Below are 18,220 nucleotides of genomic sequence, written 5' to 3' on the forward strand. Positions count from 1 at the left end.
GGAGAATCACCGCTTTGGGGAGTCCTGTGTGGAGCTGACTACCCAGAACTTTACCGGAGCCCGGAACTCGGTCGCAGCGGGCATCTAAAGGTTTGAGCCCGTCACAAGGCCCTGCCAAAAGCGGCGATTCTCGCCGCACTCCCCAATCCTGTTTTGCAGGATCAGGGGGAGGTCGTGCTGGCTAGGGGGTGATCTTCTTTGCCTCCGACGTCACAGGCCGATCACCCCGCCGGAGCCCCAGCCCCTTAAGTCTGACGTCTTCTGTCTCCCAGTCTTTTGTCTCCCGCGCAGCGGGCTTGGCCGCTACTTCTTCGCTGCAGTGGGGGCTGGTCCGCCAGAGGTTGAATTGTACTGGTCCCACCAGGCCTTGACGGCGGCGGGTTCAAACAGACGGGCGCGGAAGCCGGTCATCTGTTCGAAGCTGAATGAGGCTTCCTTCACCACATCCAGATTCTGGTCTTCAAGAATCGCTTTTACCAGGGCGTCGCCCGCGTTCTTCGAGCGGCGCAGGCCGATGAGGTTGGCAGCCTTCATGCGGACCTGCCAGGGATGCTTGGGATTGGCGAGGAGGGTGACGAGTTCGTCCTCCTTGAGCTGGCTGTCCTTGAGGGCGGCAGAATCTGGGAAGTAGCTGGCCACCGGAATGTCATACGCGTCGAGGCGGGAGCCGCTGAGGTAGTAGTTCTGCACGCGCAGGATTTCGGCACGGGCAGCGTGGACGAGACTGGCCAGGCGGGGATCGTCCAACGCTTCCCACAGGCGGTCATAGGGGGCACGGGCTCCCGTGGCGATCGCTTCGTCGGCGTAACCTGCCAGACGATTGCGCTCCTTTAGCAACACCAGTTCGCCCTGGGTGCTGGGGCTGAGTGCGGGCGCTGCGGCGGCGCTTGCTGCGTTCCCGGCGGCTCCGGATGCGTTGGGGGCGGAGGCGAGGGCACCGCGGTTCGCGGTGTTTTCCATGAGATCTTTCAGACTCTGGGTCTGCTGTTTGTTGAGCTGCTCTGCCTCTGAAAGACGCTTCTGCGTGGCCAGGAGCTGGGCCTGCACATCGGCCAGGCGGTTTTCCAGACGGCTCTCCACGACGCTCAGGTCATCCGATGCCGGGGGCGGGGCGCTTGGGGCACCGGTACTGGGAGTTCCGCCACCATGGGAGGGGGCGGCGTTCACGGAAGCCAGATCCGCCAGCCGGTTTTCGATGTCCGTGACCAGGAGATTGTAGATCCAGGCACCAGCGGCTGCGGTGATGAGGGTGCTCATCACCAGCAGGAGCAGGATGAGGCGGCCTATGCGCGGATTGCGTTTTGTGTTCGCCGGCCGCGTGGGATTCATGGAAATATAAGTGGTGGTCTGCGGAGGGGCGGACCGGTCGGGCAGACCGAGTTGGGAGGCCTTGTCCATGCTTTCGTTGAGGATGGCCTTGCGCTTGGGGGAGATGTACACTTTGGGGGCGTTGGGCTGATCCGGGCTCACCTGATCATGCACCGCCTGGGCAAAATGGTCGTGCGTATGGTACGGCTCCTGTTCAGCGGGGTGGTCGCCATGATCTTCTGGCCAGCCCCCGGGAGGGACCTCTGGCCACGCTGGGTCAGATCCCTGCGGATCGGGAGCCGGGGTCGAAGCAAAGGTCCCGAAGTCCGGGACCGGCACCTGCTGAGCGTCATAGGACGGCGTCGGGGCGGAGGGAGGGCGGTTCTCCATGCGTGGGGGAAAGGGGTAGCGGGACGAAAGGGAGGAATCTGACAGCAACGCCGCAGGGGCGGGTTCCTGAGAGACCAGACCGGACGTAACCGGGATGAAAGATAGGGAGTTCCCGCATTTTGGCGAGTTGAAAGTTGCCAATGTACCCCGGGTACCCGCATGTTATGCTTCCTCCATGAACCCTGCCTCCACCACCCTTGATACCAAGCTCTCGCCCGCCGTGCCGCAGGGGCGTCGTGTGCCGTGGCTGGCTTTGGGCACAGGGGTGGGCGTGCTGATTGTGCTTTTCGCCATCTGGCCGTACCAGCACTGGCAGTTTGCCCGGCGCGGGAGCGTGCTGGAGGGCTGGTACAAGGTGCTCACCCTGGCGGACAATGCCGAGTGGCAGTTCTGCTTGTTCGTGCCGTTCATCGTGGGTTTCCTGGTTTACCGCGTGCGGGAGACCTTGGCCCGCCTGCCGATTGCAGGCTCCTGGTCGGGCGCGGTCGTGCTGGGCCTGGCGGTGATCGCCTACTGGCTGGGATACAAGGTGGACACTGGGTACCTCGGCTTTGCCGCCCTTCAGTTGGCCGTCGCGGGCCTGGTGCTGCTTCTTGCGGGTACTGCCTGGATGCGGGCCTTGTTCTTCCCCTGGCTATTCCTCGCCTTTGCCTGGCCCTTCTTCCCCTTGGACAGCCTGCTCGCGGCCAAGCTGAAGATCCCTACAGCCCAGATCGCCTGCCAGATCCTCTCGTGGACCGGGGTGGACGTGGTGCGGGAGGGCTCCACCGTTCAGTCGGCGGCGAACTTTGCCACCGGCCTCAAGCAGGGGGCGGCGTTCACCTTTGACGTTTCCGACTCTTGCAGCGGCATGCGTTCCCTTTACGCCCTGATGATGGTGGGGGTACTCTACGGTTACCTCAGCCTGCGCCGCACGGGTCCCCGGCTTTTGTTGGCCGCCAGCACCATCCCGCTCGCGGTGGCGGGAAATGTCTTCCGCCTGCTCATGCTTGCCGTGGGTTCGCTGTGGTTTGGTCAGGAGTTTGCCGTGGGCCGCCAGGTGGACGGAAAACAGGTGGATTCCGCCTTTCACCTTTTGGCGGGCTTCATGGTTTTCGGGGTCGCCTTGGCAGGCATGTTCGGCCTCGCGACACTGCTGGAAGGACGTCATTGGAATCGGCTGAGGCTCTGGGCAGGTTCAGAGGAAAATGCGGCGACTGGCGTCCGGTTGGAAGAGCGGTTCAATGCCGCCCTGGTGAAGTCTGGCGCAGCCGTCGCCCTGGCTCTGGCAGGGATCGTCCTCTGCTGGACCACTCCGACGGCTCCGACTCTCGCAGAGCCGGGCCTCAAGATGGAGCTGCCTGCCATGGTGGAAAGTTACCAGAGCATGCAGCTCACCATGACGGCCAAGGAGGCCTCCATTTTCGAGCCTGGCGTCAAGCTGGACCGCCGTGTGTACGGCAACGGCCAGCGACAGATCCTCGGTACGCTGGTCATGAGCGGTCCGGCCAAAAAGAGCCTGCACCAGCCTGATATCTGTCTGCCAAATCAGGGCTGGATCATCGCCAGCACCCAGGAAGTCCCCATCGCCATGAAAGACGGCCGGTTCAAGAAAGTCACCCTCATGCGCGTCTTCCGCGATCAGGAGACTTCGCCTGGGGTTCGCGTCCGATCCTGGGGTCTCAACATCTTCTGGTATGAGGGCTCCAGCGGGGTCAGTACTCCCAGCTACCTGATGAGCAATTTCATCAGCTATCGCGACGCGATCCTCTTCAATCTCAACCACCGCTGGGGCATGGCCTCCTACTTCATGCGCCTGCCGGACAAGGAGCTGGGTGTGGTGGACACGGACCCCTTGGGCGAGCTCCAAGCCATGGATGCTCTCATGCAATTCGTCTCCGCTTCGCTGCCCGCCATTGTGGTGGATTAGGAGTCGGGGATGAGGAATCCGGGGCCGCAGACGTGTCTGCAATGACCGTTTGCCGCTGTCTTTTTTCTTCCAGTCTTTGGTCTCTCTTACAACGCTGTGAGCCAGTAGGCCAGCACCGTCAGTAGCAGAACCCCAAGCACCAGCCAGATGAACACCTTGGTGCGTGGCGGTTGCTCCAACGCAGTCGGGTGGGGCACCGGACCCGCCGGCCGCGGTTTCGCCGAGGGAATCCAGTGTTCCAGCGTGCTCCATTCGTCAGATCCCTCATCCTTCATGGGCGTCTCAGCGGGGAATGGATCCACCTGATGCATTTTCAGGATCTGCTGGAGCGAGTACGGTCCTTGCACTTCCGCCCCGTCGCGGCTCAGCCAGTACGAATTGGTCATCGGTGGCTTTTTCATGGGAGTGGTGCCCTGTTGGCAACTAAAGGCGCTCTTTCTATATTACGGCCTGTAACCCGCGCTGGATCAGGCAACCCCACCGAACTGGGCGCAGTAGGCACCTTGGCTTCGGGTCGGCAGCGTTCCTTTGATCCCGGCGGGTTCAGCTTGCAACCGTCTCACTGTGATATTATGCCTAGGTGACCATGTCCGACGCCGCCTCGTTCTACACCTCTTCCTCCACCCACCAGTCCTCTGAGCCCCCGAAAGGGCACACGTATAAGCAGGCCGGGGTGGATATTCGCGAAGCGGCAGCCCTTGTGGGCGACATTGGCCAGCTCGTGAAGCGCACCCAGAAGCGTCGTCAGCTTGCCGGTGCCTTCGGCCTTTTCGCAGCAGCATATGACCTGAGCGCGTACAAGCACCCGGTGATCGTTACGGGCTGCGATGGTGTCGGCACCAAGCTGGAATTGCTCCTCAAGCACGACCTGCTGGAGAACGCTGGCAAGGACCTCGTGGCTATGAACGTCAATGACGTGCTGACCACCGGGGCAGATCCGATCCTTTTCCTGGACTATGTGGGCATTGGCCGCCTGGAAAAAGACAAGATCACACGCTGCATCGCGGGCATGGTGGAGTATCTGGAAGCCTGCGGATGCATTCTTGCTGGCGGGGAGACGGCTGAAATGCCTGGCATGGTGGCAGATGGTGTCGTGGAACTCAGCGGCTTTGCGATCGGTGCGGCCGAAAAAGGCAGCCTCATCGATCCCACCACCATTCAGCGTGGTGATGTGCTCGTTGGTTTCCCCAGCGCCGGTTTCCACGCCAACGGTTTCAGCCTTGTGCGCCGTGTGATCGAGGCCGAGAAGCTTGAGCTGACCGACGAAGAGTATCAAACCCTTCTGCTCCCGACCAAGCTCTATCACGTTGAAGCTGAGGCTCTCCGCAAGAACGTTCCCTCCCTTCGAGCCATGTCCCACGTCACGGGCGGTGGTCTGCCGGAGAATTTGGGCCGCCTGCTTGTCTTTGGCGGTCACGGCACGCATCTGAAGGTGCCCACTTGGAACAACCCGGTGGTGCAGAAGGTCCTGGCTCACGTGGATCCCAAGGACGCTTTCGACACTTACAACATGGGCTTCGGCTGGGTGGCGATCGTGGCCAAGGAAGATGTGGACAAAGCGTTGGCCTGCGGCGAAGGCGCGGTTGTGCTCGGCGAAATTGACGGCAGCGGCGAAGTCACGGTGGAACTGGTTTGAGGTACTGAGCGGCAACGGTTTCCGGGTGGCTCGCTCAAATAATTCGTGACAAGAAAACGTCTTTCTGATCGTTATTAACCCGATGGTCCTCCGCCCATACCGGGGGGGAGGTCCGGCAGTCTCGTTATACGACCAACCGTCATATTCTTAAACCACATGAAAACTCTGCTCTCCGTTTTCGCCCTCTCCGTGGCCATGGCCGGCCTTTCCGTTGCTTCCGCAGCTGACTCCTGCCCTGTGAGTGGCAAGCCCACCAAGGCTGGTATCACCGCCAAGCACGAAGGCAAGGAATACGGCTTCTGCTGCAACAACTGCAAAGGCAAGTTCGAAAAAGAACCTGCCAAGTACCTCGGCAAGGCCAAGTAATCTCCCGGTCCCGCAAGGGACATAAGACCTCTCATTCGAAGCGGAGCTGGGAAACCGGCTCCGCTTCTTTATTTTTCGGTGAATAGCCGGAGGGCACTGCCAGTCAGACTGTGCGCCCCTTTGAGACCCCCAAAAATCTCCGCGTTTTCTGCTCTCAATCACCAATTTCTTGCGATCTGGCGCGTTGTATCATTAATTAATTCCCGTTCATGACCCTTTGGTCCCTGCCTACACACCAGGGACCCCACCTGCATACCTGACCTTGATGAAAACTCTGCTTACCCTCGCCTTCGTTGCCATCGCTGGCCTCGCCTCCGCAGCCCCTGTCAACAAGACCTGCCCTGTCGGCGCCCGTCCGGCGCGTACAGACGTGACTTCCACCTACAACGGCAAGGAAATCGCCTTCTGCTGCAACAACTGCAAAAAGAAGTTCGATGCGGATCCTGCCAAGTACGCTGACAAGGTGAAGTAAGGTCAGAGAGGCGCCGCCACGCGGTTCCAGCAATCCAATTTTAGTTTCAGACTACTTTGAGACCGGGGAGCTTTCTCCCCGGTCTTTTTTTATGCGCTGTGCTCCTGCTCTTCATCTTCTTCGAACTCGTTGGAGTAGAAAATAAAACCCTTCGTGTAGCTGCCAAACAAGTAGTTCCAGAGCGTGATCTGATCGACCTCTTGGATCTGGATTGCTGGGGTGCTTCCGTGGCTTCGGGCGTCACTCCGCAGCCACTCTACCTTCTCCTCCTGCTCAAGGCGATCCAGAGCCAATCGCTTTGCATCCCAAGAATCTGCTGCCCACACCCGACGCACGGTGTAAAATCCGATGAGAGGTTTGTCGCCTCCCTCTATATGGGTGTTGAATCCTGAACCGTGGAACGTGATCTGGTAAAACGGCATGCGAAAGAGGAGGGGGCAAGGATGGTGCCCGATTCGATCACCAGAGGTTGTTAGACAACGGTAGCCTTTCAGCGTCCCAATCCGCTCTTCCATCCTTCCGCCGCGGCTTTGGCGACGGTCCTCACCGCCTCCTGGGTGCCCTGGGCGACGTCATGGGTGGCATCCACGATCACCGGAGTCTGCTCCGCCGCGACATACCGCGATAGGGATCCAAGAAATCCCAAGGCTGTCATCGCGAATCCTACGAACACCAGCGGCGAGCCGACAAAAAAACACCAGAACAAGGTGGGCTCGTCGTGCATGTCTCCGAACGCTACGAAGAAGTCGATCAGCGAGGCGATGATGAATCCGATGCCAATCAGCAGGCTGGTCGGTCCGGCGATCCGCAAAATCGTGCGTACGGCCTGGTGTTGGGATGTCTGCAACCGGCTCATAATTTTCTCTATAGGGGGATGCTAACTTGGGTGACTTTCGGTGACAAGGCGAAAGGGAGGGGCTGGCGAGGCCCCGATGGGGTTGGTGCTTACCGCAGTCCCCAATCCCGAACTGAAATGCACGATGCAGGACCCAAGCGGAGGTCGCCCCTGTGTCCTCAAAACGGCCTCCTCCACGCCAACGGCGTGATACATAAGAGCCCGGGGTCAGACCGCGAAGCGGTCGCCACCCCGGGTATCGATGGGCTGGCGATGGAACTCCAAGGGAGTTCTACAGACCGTCCAGATCACCTGGAGACGACTATCCTACATGCGGTGGAACATCAGGGAGGCGGTCATGGTTTGTAGAACTCACTTCGTAGTTCCGGTCCCCCGCCCAAGTACCCAGGGTGGCGGCTCGTGCCTCGCCTTACCCTGGGCTACTTTGTTTGACGCCCTTGGCGTCAGAACACTTGCGTTTGGACCTTTAACCTGGGTGCGTATGCGCTTCGTGTGATCAGGGCGTAGGGGACGGGGAGTGAATTGGGTGTGGGTTCACCATCCGAACAAAAGATTGCGAACAACCCATCGCAGTCGGCCCCACCTCCCAAGCGTGTCACGCTTCCATAGTGCTGACAGAATCAGCAAAGTGATGAAGAGCAACCCGGCCGCGAGTGGAGCAAAGTAGACCAAGGCGGCAATCGCTCCCGTCACCAGCAAAGTGAGGGTCAAGGCGATCCATTCGAGACGGTCTGGCCGTTTCATGATTGAGAGGGGAGCAGCTGGGGACAGCTTGGGTAAGGTAGCGTCCCGGCGAAACTGTGTCAAAAAATCCGATGGAGCCCGATGAACATAGTCTTGATCGCGAAAGTCTGATTTTACGCCTATGAGTGAGGTCGCCAAGATGCTGTTCACCATCGCCGCTCCGGCGGCCGCCTTGATCAGCTTCGTGGCGTATGACCGGTTTGTGAAGCGCTTTGCGGAGGAGCTTCCGGAGATCTGGCGACTGAAGAATTGTCCTTTGGGTTTCTTGTGGAGACCTGTAGAGGGCGGTTCATGGAAAGGGCATCAAGCAAGACAGACCTTTCTCGCGGAAGTAAGCTTTGGGGTGCCAAAATGGATGAGAGCGCATCCTGGAGTGGTGAAAGCCCTTCGGTTCTATCACGTGACCTATTGGTCGTTCTTGATTTTGAGCCTGCTCATTCTGCTGCTGATTATGTCCAGAAGTCTTCGGTAGGGCCGCGTCGGGCGACCTGGCGCTTCAGGGCATTCAAGGCCGATTGCCAACTGCGATCCGCAGGCATGCAGTCAGCGGATGCTCGCCACCGGTGGAACGCCGGTGGAACGCACAGGCAGGATGCCTGTGTTACTTGCAGGCTACACGAGTTCGTTCATCACCCCGGTGCTGCTACCGAACTTGTCGGTCTCCACACCCATTTGTTGGAGGAGGGTGACGAAGAGATTGCAGAGGGGCGTGTTGTTGTCGTGCTTGAAGGCGTAGTGCTGGCCGTGCTTCAGGCCTCCGCCGCTGAGGATGATGGGGAGGTTGGTGTTGTCGTGCTTGTTGGCGTCGCCCATGTTGCTGCCAAAGAGGACCATGGTGCGGTCCAGCAGCCGGTCCGCGCCTTCGCGTTTGGAGGCGAGGTTCTGGATGAGGCTGTTCAGGATCACCATCTGTTGGCGGTCGGCATCGGCGAGCTGGCGGACCTTGTCTGGGGCCTGGCCGTGGTGGCTGAGTCCATGATAGCCCTCGGTGGTGTCGGCATCATCATGGATCTTGAAAGCCGGGGTGGCGAACGCGTCCACCATGAGCGTGACGATGCGGGTGGAGTCTGACTCAAAGGCGAGCTGGGCCATGCTGAGCATGAGTTCCAGTTTGTCGAAGATGAGCTTCTTGTCCTGAATGTCCGTGGGTTCGGGCAGGGCGGTGAGGGGCTTGGGCTTCAGCTCCCACTCGCGGGCGGTGACGAGGCGTTCCTCCACTTCCCGCACGGAGGTCAGGTACTGATCCAGTCGGGCACGATCCTCACTGCCGAGAGTGCGGTTGAGGCTGCCCATGTGGTCCCTGAGGGTGTCCAGGATGCTGCCTCGTTCATCCAGGCGGTTGAGCTGCTTTTTAACTGCCTCGGGATCGCCCTGGACGAACATGCGGCGGAAGAGGGCGGTGGCGCTGTCTTCGGCGGGGAGCAACACGCCATCGCGGGTCCAGGAGAGGCTGCGGTTGGCCTTGTCAATATTGACGCCGAGGTTCAGCGTGGGGAAGCGGGTGAGCTGGCCGAGCTTTTCCACGGCATGCTGGTCGAGCGAGATCTGGTTGCGGAAGCCGCTCTTCGTAGGCCCACGGGCGGCCGTGAGGAAACAATTCTCCGCGCTGTGGCCACCGTTCACATCCGGGTGGGAGATGCCGCTGAAGATGCTGAACTCGCTCCGCACATCGGCGAGAGGGGAGAGGGTGGGCGTTAGTTCATAGTCACGTCCCGTGGCGGTGGGGAAGAAGGGCTTGGGCAGGAAGCCGAGGTTGTTTGAGATGAGCAGCATGCGGCGGGGCGTCTTCGCTTCCACAGCCCGGCCGAAGACGGGCGTCATGCATTCGAGCAGCGGCAGGGCCAGGGTGACCCCGGCGCTGCGAAGAAAGCGGCGGCGGGAGAAAGGCCTGGCGATGTAAGGGGAGTTCATGAAATAAAGAAGGAAGGTGGCGCTCGAAGTTGATCAAGGGTTGCCGCGGAAGATGCGGCTCTTCACCAGGACGAGCAGGAGGTCCTGCACGCGATAGCCGTTGGCGGCGCAGGCATCGAGCAGGGACTCGATCTCCGGGCGGTCAGAATAGCGGACCGGGGTGCCCGTGGCGTAGAGGGTAAACTGATGGAGGACATTCCGGCCGAGTTGGCGGGAATCGGAGGCAAGGATCTCCTTCAGTTCGCTCACGTCCTTGAAGGCGGGGCCGTTCAGGAGTTTGGCGCTGGCATCCACGGGACCCGCCAGCGTGTAGCTGAAGTCGTGTCCCGCCCGATCAATGCCGCTGATGGGCTCTCCCTCCTCCAGGCCGCGATAGCGGGCGCGCCAGCCACCCAGGATGTCAAAGTTCTCCAAGGCGAAACCCACGGGATCAAACCGGGCGTGACAGGCGGCGCAGGATTTGGATTTGGTATGAAGGTCCAGAAGAGCGCGAATGGTCTTCGCACCGCGGATGTCCGGCTCCACGGCTGCTACACTGGGCGGTGGTGGCGGGATGGGCTTGCCGATCAGACGCTCCGTGACCCAGGCGCCGCGGACGACGGGGGAGGTGGTGGTGCCATTGGAGCTGACTTTCAGCACCGCAGCCTGGGTCAGCAAGCCGCCAAAGGGGCTGTCGGCAGGCACGGCCACCTTCCGCATGGCGGAGCCAGTCATGGGAGGGAGATGGTAGTGGCGGGCAAGGCGATCGTTGGCAAAGACGAAGTCCGACTTCACCAGGGCGCTAGCAGGGAAGTTCTCGCGCACCATGGCGGTGAAGAAAGTGCGGGTCTCCCGCTCCATGCTCTCCACGAGGTACTCGTCAAAGCGATACTCAGGAAACAACCGGATGTCGGGGTCATCACGGCGAATGTGCCGGAGGCTGAGCCAATAGTCGGTGAAGCTTTTCACGAAACGATCAAAGCCCGGCCCGCCGATGAGGCGTTGAGTTTCTTCTCGGAGAACCTTCGGATCCTGCAGCTGGCCCTTCGCCGCGAGTTCGAGCAGGCGGGCGTCGGGACGGGAGTTGGTGAGGAAATGGGAGAGGCGGGACGCGATGGCGAAGGAGTCAGATGCGGCTCGGGGCTCGCGCAGAAAGATGAAATCGCCTGAAGCCAGGAACGCTTTGTAGCCTGCCAGCATGGCTTCGACAAAGGTGGCACCCTTGCCCAGCCGCTGCTGGATGAGGGCGTCAAACTGGGCGAGATCCTCCTCCGACACGGGTTCTCGTGCGGCGAAGGTGACAAAGCGGCGCAGGAGCCGTTTTGCTTCCTCGGGAGCGTTTGCGGGTTTCACCTCGATGCCGTAGTCATCAAACAGGACGTGGTGCGAGGCGGGAGGCCAGGTGGGCGGGGCGAGGGGGCCTTCGACCTCAAGCCACTGCACGGCGATGCCAGGTTGTCCTCCCTCTGGGAACGGGGGATATCGATAGGAGGGGGCAGATCCATTCGGGTTCCTCGCCAGGGGCATGGGCAGTCCCAGCAGGCTGTACTCAAACGACTCGCCCTCCCGCAAGCGAACGGTGGTTTCATAGACCTGTTGTTCGGGTTGGACGTCGATGATGCCTCCTTCAGCCCGCACCTCATTGATGATGTCGGCGCCGGCAGGTTTGCGGGTGCGGAAGGTCAGCGGGACGGAGGCCTTGGCCGGGATGATCACGTAGCCGGGCTGCTGGAGCACGGCGCGCGCAGAGATGCGCACCCGGTAGTGGCCGGAGTGTTTGGCGAGGATGTCTTTGGGGGTGCCGATGTAGGGCCAGCTCGCTGAGCGAAAGAGCGCCATCTCGATGCTCTCGTCCGTGGCCCCTTGTTTGATAGCGGCTCTCTCTGCGTCTTTGCCTTTGAATGCGCCCCAGTCGATGAACTTGCCATCGCGGGCGAAGAACATGGACTCGCGATTGCCAAAGGTGCCAGTTTCCGGAAAAAGACGTGTGCCGATCACCCGCCATTTGTTCACCGGGGGTGGGGCAGCTTCCGTCATCATCGCGGCCCGCAGGGCGGTCTCTGCCGCATCCAGATAAGCGGTGAGTTGCACGCGCGACATGTCGAGCATGGCAGTGGTCTTGTTGAAGTGGTGGCCTTCGCGGTCCTCGGGCAAAATGTCGCGTACCTCCAGATCCGGCAGATGCAGGACATCGCGCAGGTTCTGCTCGTACTCATCGCGATTCAGCCGCCGCACGGGACCTCGGCCGTGGGACTTCACATCGGCGAGGTCAATCTTTTGGAGTTCGTCACCCAGGGATGCGACGAGGGCCGCGCGATCGGCGGCGGGGAGGTCCTCCGCGTTGGGAGGCATCTCCCCCTTTTCCACCCGATCATGAATGCGCACCCAGCGCTCCCTCAATGAGCGGTCGGCGAGGTCGTAGGGGAGCGCAGTGAGATCGAGACCGCCTTTTTGCACATCCTTGTCGTGGCACTCGAGACAGGTCTGATTGATGCGCGAGGCAACCTGGTCGGTAGCCGAGGCGTGGCAGGGCAGAGTCGGTAACAGGGTGACCAACGCAAGCAGGCTGCTTGTGTGAAAATACTGAATCGGGGCTTGGCTGACAGGAAGGAACGGCATGAAGGAAACGAGTGGCGGCTCCCAGTAATACGGGGGCAGGTGCTCGTTTTTGTCTGACGGTCCCAGCGGATAATCCACCAGGACCTCTCTGGAATCCACATGGGCGCTTCAAATGGCGGCTTGGATCCTGACGTCACTCCTGTGACTTTGCTGCGTCTGGCTCAAGTCGGATGAACTCGCCGTTGCGATACTGGAGGTGGGTCACATTCTGAAATCCACCGGTCCCGGAGATGTAGCCCGTGATCTTGATTACAGTGGGCCCTTCGCCGCCAGATGGCAAAGCTCGGGCGACCCAATTGTAGATTTCAGGCCCGCCATTGGAGAAGAAGATGGGAGTGCAGAGAACTGGGGCAGGGGTGCCGTCCCGCTGGCGAGCCAGGAGAAGGATGGTTTCAGCCCTGTCAAGCCCTTGATCAAGGCGCTTGTCGGACACGTACCGGATGCAGAGGATTTCATGTCCGCCAAGATGGCCGAGGGAGCTCATGGAGGCATGGCATCCGGCAATGGGAACCCAGGAGAAGGTGGTTGGTTCATTGATGCGCATATCCCACTCCAGCTTGGCCATGTGGGTGAGATAATGTCGGAGCGGCTTGTCTGATCGAGGAATCTGGAAAATCGGCCCCCGTTCTGATTCCTTGGCATCAGGGACGCCGACGTAGGGGCCGCCGGAATCTGCATAGGCTGGCAGACAGACGACGGCTGCAAAGATAGCGCTGAGGAGGGTTCGATGAATCATCATGGTGAGCTGAGGCTTCGAAAGTAAGACGCATCGTGAGTTCCGACCCTTGGCCTCAGTTGGCTGTTCTCGGAGCGCGGCCGCCAATGAGTGCAATCGACCGGAAGGTGGGGGCGCCCAAGGTCGCCTGCCTGCTTCGACGTCAAAGCCCCTTCTCCAATCGGGCGAGTTGATCTCGCCTCTGGCCCATGATTTCGGGCTCCTTGCCAAGATGCACTCTACCCGTGTTGCGCGTTCTGAGCTTCCCTCCCTCCAGTTGCACCTGGGCGGTTTCGTCGGCAGCGGAGAACTGTAAACGGGTTGATTTCCCGACGGCTAGGAAGAAGGGCCAGCCAGTTCCCACGAAGTCCCCGGTAATGGGATCGAGTTCCAGATGACCAGTAGCAAGGAGGAAGCGCCTGCCGTCCGGGAAGTGAAACTTTGCCAACACATCTCCTTCAAACGTCATCGTCCGCTTGCTGCCTCCGGCGGGTGGTCCTGTGCGGTTGGCGCTCAACTTTACAGAGCCCCATGAATAGCTTTGCTCCAGCGTGACTTTCTCAGCGGGACTGCGGAGAAGTGCTGACAATGCCGGGGCTGTGCTCAGCCCGGAAGTCATGGGCAGGGCGACAAAGACCAGAACGAGAAGCGATTTCATCCCTTTATAAATCACAATGAGCCTAGCGAGACGCCATCCCACTGAAGTTCCCTCGAGGTGGAGTCAGGGCCGGTGACATGGATTGAAGTGGAGTCGGGTGAAAACTTGACCGACGTAGCGCTTCTAGCCCATCGCGGCACGGTCTTCTCAGTGACATCGCTCCAACCTGCGTCGCTAGTGCGTTTAAGGATCTCCAAACAGGGTGGGGAGCCACTGTCCAGGGACATCCCTTCGCTGTACACGAGCAGGTGACGCTGATCGAGAAGCAGAAAATGTCGTGCGGGTGCCAGCCCGTCGCTGGGAAGGGCGAGATACTTGTTCTGCTCCGTCACGGGCTTGGGGGTGCCCTCCGCTAGGATGTGCTCGGCGAACTTCAGCCTCGTCATGGTGTACTCATAGTACCCAATGGGGAGGGAGAGGACAAAGTCACCCACACTGTACTGATAGCGGTCCGGGAAGAACACGTGCTGAGCGCTCTCCAGTGAGCTGGAGTCCTGAAGCAGGGGAGCCGTGGCGCAGCCAGTCGCAAGGAGCACCGGCAAGACGGGGAGGGCTTCTAAGAGACGTTGGAGCATGGTTCGTGGGAGGAGCCTCCATGCTACCATGGAGAAATGCAATCCTGGACTGGCCTGCGCATTCGCCGAAATCCTTCCCTGTCTCGGACCGTTCCGTCTTGTCCACCCGATCTCATGCACGCTTCCTCGTCTCTCCGTCGCACTCTCCAGCTTGTCTTTCCCTGTGCCGTCGCCATTTGCCTTCTGCCCTCTTGCAGCACCCCGGACCTTGTTTGGAATCCGGATGCCAAATCGATGACGAATTTGCGGTCTCTGCGGCTCAAGGGGGATCGCCCCAGTGTCACGCTGGACAAGGATGTCACGCTCTATGCGGACCGGATCGACTACCACGACAAACGTCGCCGGGTGGGGGAGGGGGTGGGTCGGGTCTATCTGGAAGTGGGCCCTGCGGGTCGCTATGGGTGGCTGGTGGAGCATGGGTATGCGGAACGGGCGGCGTTTGACCGGCGGGATCGATGGGTGGTGCTCCACGGTCACGCCATGCTGGAACGGGAGAAGATGACGCAGATCGCCACGGCTCCCTATACCGAGCTGGAGATCCGCTGGAACCATCTGGCCAGCGACATCATCGTCCGCGGTCCGACCCGCACAGATTTCGCAAAGTCCAATCCCGTCCCTCCAGGCGTTACTGTTCACGACGCCACCGTGGGGGCCAGCACCCCGGAGGCCGCAGTACCGGGCAGGCTGTCGTCGCCCGCCCGGCGTTCCTCACCTTTCCCCGCCAAAAACTGAAGAAAATGTTTCCCGCCTTGCCAACCGCTGGAATTCAGGCATAGGTTCTTTCCCCGAAATTCCAGGCATGAGCGACCCCATTAGGCATGAGTGCGGCATCGCCGCGGTAAGGCTGCTGAAGCCTCTGGGCTACTACGAACATAAATATGGCAACGCACTCTGGGGGCTGGACCGCCTCCATGCGTTGATGATCAAGCAGCGCAACCGCGGCCAGGACGGCATGGGCGTGGGTTGTTGCAAGCTGGACATGCCTCCTGGGCTGCCGTACATGTTTCGCGTACGCTCCAGCAAGAATGACTCGCTCGAGGAGGTTTTCGGCGAGGTCATGGACGACTTCAAAGACGTCGCCCGCAAGGCGAACAAGGAGCGCAAGCAGATCGCTCTGGAGCGGAACAAGGAGTACGTGAAGTTCGAGCACGACCCTGACGCGATCAAAGAGCATTTCGAATTCGGCGGGGAGGTCCTCATGGGCCACCTGCGCTATGGCACCAGTGGCGGCTTCGGCAAGGCCTCGTGCCATCCCTACCTGCGCCGGAGCAACTGGCCCACGCGCAGCCTCATGGTCATGGGGAACTTCAACATGACCAACACACGGGAGCTCAATGACGTGATGCGCCGCCGTGGTCAGCACCCGGTGGTGGACACGGACACCCAGACCGTGCTGGAGGAGATCGGTTTCCATCTGGATGAGGCCCACAACCGCCTCTACCACGAGCTGCGCGACGACGGCATGGACGGCTTGGCCATCCCCGCCGAGATCAGCAAGCGCATGGATGTCACCCAGATCATCCGTGACTCCGCCGCGATCTGGGATGGTGGCTACGCCATCGCCGGGGTCATAGGCAACGGCGACATGTTCGTGATGCGCGATCCGAACGCCATCCGCCCCTGTTTCTACCTGCAGACGGATGAGTTCATTGCCTTCGCCAGTGAGCGCGCCGCCCTTCGCACCGTGTTTGAGGTGCGGGAGGAGGACACTCAGGTCATGCCTGCGGCTCACGTGGCCGTGGTGAAGAGCGACGGTCGCTTCAGCGTGGAACCTTTCACGCAAGTCCGCCCGCCCACGCCATGTGCGTTTGAGCGCATTTATTTCTCCCGAGGCAACGGTGCCACCATCTACACCCAGCGGAAAGCTCTGGGCGAGGCCCTCGTCCCGCAGCTGCTGGATGCCGTGGGCAACGACCTGGAAAACACCGTGGTCAGCTTCGTGCCGAACACGGCGGAGACCGCCTTCTACGGCTTCATGGACGGCCTGCGCAAGTCCCGCCGCTTTGAGGTGAAGAAGGCTCTCATGGAAATGCTCGCCTCGGGGAAACTGGACGAGTCCAAGGTGGACGACCTCATCCTGCGCAACTGGCCCCGGAGTGAGAAGATCGCCCACAAGGACATCAAGAGCCGCACCTTCATTTCCCAGGAGGAGGGGCGCGATGCCCTCGTCTCCAGCGTGTATGACATCACTTATGAAGTGGTGAAGCCCACGGACAATCTGGTCGTGCTGGATGACTCCATCGTCCGCGGTACCACGCTCAAGCAGAGCATTCTGCGCATCCTGGCACGCACGAACCCCAAGCGTATCATCGTCGTCTCGACCGCCCCGCAGATCCGTTACCCGGACTGCTACGGCATCGACATGAGCGAGCTCGGCAAGTTCATCGCCTTTCAGGCGGCCATTGCGCTGCTGAAGGATCGCAATCGCCGGGACCTCATCGACCAGACTTACGAGAACTGTCTGGCGGAACTCAAGAAGCCCGCGACGCAGCAGCGCAACGTGGTGCAAGACATTTACGCGCCTTTCACGGCGGAGGAAATTTCCGCCAAGGTCGCCGAGTTGGTGCGTCCCCAGACCACCGCTTGGAAGGGCGAGGTCCATGTGATCTACCAGACCATCCCTGACATGCGTCGCGCCCTGGAGCCGCATTGCGGCGACTGGTACTTCAGCGGCGACTATCCCACCCCAGGCGGCCATGTAGTCGCCAATGAGGCCTTCATCCGCTACTACCGCGGAAAGACCGGCCGTGCCTACGACATGTTGTTTGAGCCATGAAGATACTCGTCACTGGAAAAGGAGGACGCGAGCACGCCATCATCACCGCGCTCCGCGAAAGCGCCCCAGACCTAACCCTGTACGCTTACCCGGGCAGTGACGCCATTGCGGATCTCGCCACGCGGGTGGAGGCCAAGGACCTCTTGGACCTCATCGCCTTTATGCAGCGTGAGCAGGTGGACCTCTGCGTCGCAGGGGAGGAGGCCTATCTGGTAAAGGATCGCGGTCTGGCGAACCTCTGCGCAGAAGTGGGCATCCCTTGCTGGGGGCCCTTCAAAGAGGCCGCCCAGCTCGAGGCCAGCAAGGCCTTCGCAAAGAATTTCCTTCAGCGCCACAATATTCCCACGGCAGCCTTCAGCGTAGTGCATACCAAGCACGAAGCCCAGCGCGCCATTACCAAGTACCCGGTGGTGCTCAAGTTCGACGGCCTCGCTGCGGGCAAGGGCGTGGCCGTGTGCCAGGATGAAGCCGCCGCCACGGAGTTCCTGGATGAGGTCTTCACGAAGCGCTCCTTCGGCGAAGGGGACCTCATTGTCGAAGAGTGCCTGACCGGCCCGGAGATCTCCATTTTTGTGTCAGTTTGCGAGGATCAGTACCACATCCTCATGCCCGCCCGGGACTACAAGCGCATCGGCGATGGTGATGCGGGCCCCAACACCGGCGGTATGGGGGCAGTGGCCTCTCGCCAGATCATTTCGGCAGAACTCCTCGCTGAAATTGAGAAAAAGATGGTGAAGCCCACGGTTGCCGGTCTGCAGAAGGACGGCCTGAACTACCGCGGCTTCCTCTACTTTGGCATCATGCTCACGCCCACAGGCCCGCAGATGCTGGAGTACAATTGCCGCTTCGGCGATCCTGAGGCTGAGGCCGTCCTGCCCATGGTGCGCGGTGACTTCGCCGGGTATCTCTTCAGTGCTGCCAAGGGCGAGCTCAAGCCAGAGCTGGTCAGCTTCAACGAAGGCTGGAGCATCTGCGTCATCCTCGCGAGCGCAGGATATCCTGCCTCCTCCCGTAACGGGGATGTGATTGCTGGCTTGGACAGCGTCAATGGCTCCCGCGTGTTCCATTGCGGCACCCGCCGTGGTGATGCGGGCTTTGAAACCAACGGCGGCCGCGTGCTGGCCGTCGTGGCCCAGGGCGATACCCGTCAGGAGGCCTGTGAGAAGGCCTACCAGAGCGCCAGTGGCATCACCTTCGATGGCCTTCAGCGGCGTTCCGATATCGGCCAGATGCACTTCGAGTAAATCCGGCTACGCATCGCGCTGCGAATCCCATACTTTCCCCATAGCTCCAACCCAAGACACCA

General features: G+C 60.7%; 17 protein-coding genes. 8 read left to right on the forward strand and 9 right to left on the reverse strand.

Annotation, left to right across the window (positions count from 1 at the left end):
- Window positions 1-303: 303 nt before the first annotated feature.
- Window positions 304-1,698, reverse strand: a complete 1,395-nt coding sequence (locus BV106_RS16785; protein WP_038166628.1) for a hypothetical protein — start codon at window positions 1,696-1,698, stop codon at window positions 304-306.
- Window positions 1,699-1,873: 175 nt separating this feature from the next.
- On the opposite strand from BV106_RS16785, the gene BV106_RS16790 reads away from it, so the two are divergent.
- The gene (locus BV106_RS16790; RefSeq protein ID WP_038166631.1) at window positions 1,874-3,607 is read left to right on the forward strand and encodes an exosortase/archaeosortase family protein; all 1,734 of its coding nucleotides are present in this window, start codon (window positions 1,874-1,876) and stop codon (window positions 3,605-3,607) included.
- A gap of 86 nt (window positions 3,608-3,693) precedes the next feature.
- On the opposite strand, the gene BV106_RS16795 is transcribed toward BV106_RS16790, so the two are convergent.
- Entirely contained in the window at window positions 3,694-4,008 is a 315-nt protein-coding gene (locus tag BV106_RS16795; RefSeq protein ID WP_265595771.1) for a hypothetical protein, read from the reverse strand.
- A gap of 185 nt (window positions 4,009-4,193) precedes the next feature.
- Between BV106_RS16795 and purM the strand changes: the two genes are divergently transcribed.
- From purM to BV106_RS16810, 3 genes are all read left to right on the forward strand, one after another.
- Complete coding sequence (purM, locus tag BV106_RS16800) at window positions 4,194-5,243, forward strand: phosphoribosylformylglycinamidine cyclo-ligase (RefSeq protein WP_051945965.1); 1,050 nt, start codon at window positions 4,194-4,196, stop codon at window positions 5,241-5,243.
- 156 nt (window positions 5,244-5,399) lie between these two features.
- On the forward strand, window positions 5,400-5,609 hold the full coding sequence (locus tag BV106_RS16805) for a YHS domain-containing protein (protein WP_051945966.1): 210 nt from the start codon (window positions 5,400-5,402) through the stop codon (window positions 5,607-5,609).
- Between the two features lie 265 nt (window positions 5,610-5,874).
- Window positions 5,875-6,081, forward strand: a complete 207-nt coding sequence (locus BV106_RS16810) for a YHS domain-containing protein (RefSeq protein WP_038166636.1) — start codon at window positions 5,875-5,877, stop codon at window positions 6,079-6,081.
- An 89-nt stretch (window positions 6,082-6,170) separates the two neighbouring features.
- On the opposite strand, the gene BV106_RS16815 is transcribed toward BV106_RS16810, so the two are convergent.
- Both BV106_RS16815 and BV106_RS16820 read right to left on the reverse strand, forming a co-directional pair.
- On the reverse strand, window positions 6,171-6,503 hold the full coding sequence (locus BV106_RS16815) for a hypothetical protein (RefSeq protein ID WP_038166637.1): 333 nt from the start codon (window positions 6,501-6,503) through the stop codon (window positions 6,171-6,173).
- 68 nt (window positions 6,504-6,571) lie between these two features.
- Window positions 6,572-6,937, reverse strand: coding sequence for a hypothetical protein (locus tag BV106_RS16820; RefSeq protein WP_051945967.1), 366 nt, complete (start codon window positions 6,935-6,937; stop codon window positions 6,572-6,574).
- An 865-nt stretch (window positions 6,938-7,802) separates the two neighbouring features.
- Here BV106_RS16820 and BV106_RS16830 point away from each other — a divergent pair.
- Complete coding sequence (locus tag BV106_RS16830) at window positions 7,803-8,153, forward strand: hypothetical protein (RefSeq protein ID WP_038166641.1); 351 nt, start codon at window positions 7,803-7,805, stop codon at window positions 8,151-8,153.
- A 140-nt stretch (window positions 8,154-8,293) separates the two neighbouring features.
- Here BV106_RS16830 and BV106_RS16835 read toward each other — a convergent pair whose 3' ends face one another.
- The 5 genes from BV106_RS16835 to BV106_RS16855 all read right to left on the reverse strand — a co-directional run bounded on the left by BV106_RS16835 (window position 8,294) and on the right by BV106_RS16855 (window position 14,138).
- Window positions 8,294-9,592: a DUF1552 domain-containing protein gene (locus tag BV106_RS16835; RefSeq protein WP_038166642.1), complete on the reverse strand. Its 1,299-nt coding sequence runs from the start codon at window positions 9,590-9,592 to the stop codon at window positions 8,294-8,296.
- Window positions 9,593-9,625: 33 nt separating this feature from the next.
- Window positions 9,626-12,190, reverse strand: a complete 2,565-nt coding sequence (locus BV106_RS16840; RefSeq protein ID WP_038166680.1) for a DUF1592 domain-containing protein — start codon at window positions 12,188-12,190, stop codon at window positions 9,626-9,628.
- Between the two features lie 133 nt (window positions 12,191-12,323).
- The gene (locus BV106_RS16845) at window positions 12,324-12,929 is read right to left on the reverse strand and encodes a hypothetical protein (RefSeq protein ID WP_038166643.1); all 606 of its coding nucleotides are present in this window, start codon (window positions 12,927-12,929) and stop codon (window positions 12,324-12,326) included.
- Between the two features lie 139 nt (window positions 12,930-13,068).
- On the reverse strand, window positions 13,069-13,563 hold the full coding sequence (locus tag BV106_RS16850; protein WP_265595772.1) for a hypothetical protein: 495 nt from the start codon (window positions 13,561-13,563) through the stop codon (window positions 13,069-13,071).
- Window positions 13,564-13,574: 11 nt separating this feature from the next.
- Window positions 13,575-14,138: a hypothetical protein gene (locus BV106_RS16855; RefSeq protein ID WP_038166647.1), complete on the reverse strand. Its 564-nt coding sequence runs from the start codon at window positions 14,136-14,138 to the stop codon at window positions 13,575-13,577.
- 234 nt (window positions 14,139-14,372) lie between these two features.
- Between BV106_RS16855 and BV106_RS16860 the strand changes: the two genes are divergently transcribed.
- From BV106_RS16860 to purD, 3 genes are all read left to right on the forward strand, one after another.
- Window positions 14,373-14,870: a hypothetical protein gene (locus BV106_RS16860; protein WP_265595773.1), complete on the forward strand. Its 498-nt coding sequence runs from the start codon at window positions 14,373-14,375 to the stop codon at window positions 14,868-14,870.
- A 67-nt stretch (window positions 14,871-14,937) separates the two neighbouring features.
- Window positions 14,938-16,914: an amidophosphoribosyltransferase gene (locus BV106_RS16865; RefSeq protein WP_038166649.1), complete on the forward strand. Its 1,977-nt coding sequence runs from the start codon at window positions 14,938-14,940 to the stop codon at window positions 16,912-16,914.
- Entirely contained in the window at window positions 16,911-18,158 is a 1,248-nt protein-coding gene (gene purD, locus BV106_RS16870; RefSeq protein ID WP_038166651.1) for a phosphoribosylamine--glycine ligase, read from the forward strand. Before BV106_RS16865 ends, purD begins: the two co-directional genes overlap by 4 nt.
- Window positions 18,159-18,220: the final 62 nt, after the last annotated feature.

Source organism: Verrucomicrobium sp. BvORR106 (assembly GCF_000739655.1).
GTDB lineage: Bacteria > Verrucomicrobiota > Verrucomicrobiia > Verrucomicrobiales > Verrucomicrobiaceae > Verrucomicrobium.